Annotated in this window: 2 protein-coding genes and 1 pseudogene; all 3 read left to right on the plus strand. The window is 71.7% G+C overall.

What is annotated here, in order from left to right; all coding sequences use genetic code 11:
- Positions 1-436, plus strand: a 436-nt coding sequence (locus BJF79_RS37910; protein WP_143220755.1) for an SDR family NAD(P)-dependent oxidoreductase, incomplete at its 5' end; no start/stop codon positions are given.
- 50 nt (positions 437-486) lie between these two features.
- Entirely contained in the window at positions 487-1,632 is a 1,146-nt protein-coding gene (locus tag BJF79_RS37915) for a sulfotransferase family protein (protein WP_075904617.1), read from the plus strand.
- Positions 1,633-1,640: 8 nt separating this feature from the next.
- A pseudogene (locus tag BJF79_RS37920) lies at positions 1,641-2,308 on the plus strand (hypothetical protein); the annotation flags it as partial.

Raw genomic sequence — 2,308 nt, forward strand, 5'->3', positions numbered from 1 at the left:
GATGATGATGTACGGCGCGCACGCCGCGCTGGAGCATCTGCTGCCGCAGGGCTCGGGGAAGATCATCAACATCGGGGCGGTCGGCGGCCGGATCCAGCAGCGCGGCCTGGTGGTCTACAACTCGTGCAAGGCGGGCGTCGTCGGCTTCACCCGCAACCTCGCCCACGAGATGGCGCCGCGCGGCGTCAACGTGCTGGGCGTGGCGCCCGGAATCATGATCAAACCCGATCTGCAGCGGCGCATCCTCGATCCGCGGAGCGATCAGGACCGCGCCGCGCTCGGCGCGGTCGCCGAGGCCATCACCACCCAGGTCCAGCTCGGCCGGGTCTGCCTGCCCGAAGAGGTCGCCAACATGGTCGCCTACCTGGCCTCCGAGGCCGCCGGCTACATGTGCGGCCAGACCATCGACGTCGCCGGCGGGCAGTGGATGAACTGACCCGCGCCCGACTTTCCGGACGATCGGGGCGAATTTCGAGCGGAGGCCGAATGCCGACCATCGATGAAATGACGAGAGCCGCCGTCGAGGAGACCGGGCTGGACGATTTCGGCGACGATTCCTTCCGGGACGGGCTCGCCGTCCTCCTGACCGCGCTGGCGGACGAGGCGCGGTTGAACGCCGCGGGCGCGGAGTTCTTCCGCGACCGGATCGTCCGGCATCTCGCGCAGCGGTTGCGGGTGGAGGACTGGTACCGGCGGCACCCGGAGATCGACGACGTGCCGATCGTCGCGCCGCTGATCGGGCTCGGGCTGCCCCGCACCGGTTCGACCGCGCTGTCGCTGCTGCTGGCGCAGGACCCGGACGTCCGGTACCTGCGGCGCTGGGAGTCGTCGCAGCCGTGCCCGCCGCCCTCGACCGTGCGGGGCCCCGATCCGCGCATTCCGACGGGCAAGGGGGAGATGGTCGGCACCCGGCACCACGTCCCCGTCCACGCGCACGGGCCGATGGAATGCCACGAGCTGATGGCGCTGGACTTCAAGTCCTACATGTTCGTCTCGTTCGCCCGTATGCCGACGTACGCGGCGTGGCTGGTCGAGGAGGCCGACCTCACCACGACGTTCGAGTACCAGCGCCGGGTGATGAAGCTGCTCCAGTGGGGCGAGCCGGAACGGCCGTGGCGGTTGAAGTGCCCGACGCACGTCCTGTTCCTGGAACACCTGGACAGGGTCTTCCCGGACGCGCGGTTCGTCATGACCCACCGGGACCCGACCGACGTGCTGCTGTCGGTGGCCGACCTGTACGCCGACATCATCGGGAACTTCACCGACCGGATCGACCGGCCCTACATCGGCCGCGTCAACGTCGACCACTGGACGCTCGGCATGGAACGGGCGCTGCGCTTCCGCGCGGACGGCGCCGACGACCGGTTCTACGACATCGACTTCCGCGCGATGCAGGCCGACCCCATCGGCGAGGTGGCGGGCCTGTACTCGTGGCTGGGCGAGCCCGTCGGCGGCGAGTTCGAGCGGCGGATGCGCGACTGGTGGGCGGAGGCGGCGGCCGAACGCGAGCCGGGCACGCGCGCCGACCCGGTCGCCTTCGGGATCGACCTCGACCGTGCGCGCCTGTCGTTCGCCCGCTACGTCGAGGCCGCGGACCGCTGGACGAGCCGCCACGACCCCATCGGAAAGTGAGGCAGCAGATGACCGTCGACCTGACCGGAGGCATCGACCCGTCCCGCGAACTCGTGTTCGCGCGGCGTCCGGACGACCCGCAGATGCGCGATTCGGTGAGTTTCTGGGTCGTGGACGATCGCGGCGAGGTGGGGCTCCCGCGCATCGGCGTCGAGGCGATCGCCGCGAACTGGGACGCCCACGACTTCCAGATCAACGTCGCCTTCGGGGACGGGCGCGCGTACCGCCTCCGCGACGGCGGCCCGGCGCGACCGGCCGAAGGCCCCGACGGGCGTCCGACGGTGCTCGGCGCGGGCGGGCTGGAGTTCCGGTGCGTCGAGCCGTTCGGCACCTGGACGATGACCTACGCGGGCGAAGCCGTCCGGACCTCCTCCGCCGACCTCGCCGCGGGCAGGACGGACGGCCCGGTCGTCGACGTCCGCTTCCACGTGGAGGCGCGGATGGCGGTCCCGCCGTGGGTGCAGGGCGCGCTGCGCGCGGACGCGGGGGCACGGCTGAAGGACTCGGTGGAGGGTGGCCTCATGGGCGGGCCGCGCTACGAGCAGCTGTTCCGCGCGACCGGATCGGTGACCGTCGACGGCGGCCCCGAGCACCGCTTCACCGGCAGCGGCCTGCGCATCCGCCGCCAGGGCGTCCGCAAGCTCGCCGACTTCTGGGGCCACTGCTGGCAGTCGGC

The organism is Actinomadura sp. CNU-125 (assembly GCF_001942465.1).
Classification (GTDB): domain Bacteria; phylum Actinomycetota; class Actinomycetes; order Streptosporangiales; family Streptosporangiaceae; genus Spirillospora.